We start from the raw sequence: 286 nt of genomic DNA, 5'->3' as shown, positions 1-286 counted from the left end.
CTCTAACCCTGATAACGTTGATTACATCATTCCAGCAAACGATGATGCTATCCGTGCCGTGACTTTGTATGTAACCTCTATGGCTGATGCGATTATTGCTGGTAAAGAATACGCACAGACTCAAGCAGGCGGCAAAGCTGATCAAGAGCAACCTGTAGAGCAAGCAGCTACTGAAGCAGCACCAGCTGAAGCGGCTACCGAAGAAGCAGCCACTCCAGCAGAATAAATAGCTGACCCAAAAGGTTTACCTTTGTAAGGATATCTTGATAGTGACTCTGTCAGCATC

At 46.5% G+C, this 286-nt stretch carries 1 protein-coding gene; it reads left to right on the top strand.

What is annotated here, in order from left to right:
• Nucleotides 1-226: 30S ribosomal protein S2 (locus tag AAEY78_RS12620; RefSeq protein ID WP_352339677.1), on the top strand; the 226-nt coding region annotated here is incomplete at its 5' end.
• Nucleotides 227-286: the final 60 nt, after the last annotated feature.

This window comes from Psychrobacter sp. 16-MNA-CIBAN-0192 (assembly GCF_040309565.1).
Taxonomy (GTDB): Bacteria; Pseudomonadota; Gammaproteobacteria; order Pseudomonadales; family Moraxellaceae; genus Psychrobacter.
This window is presented reverse-complemented; position numbering and strand designations above follow the sequence as displayed.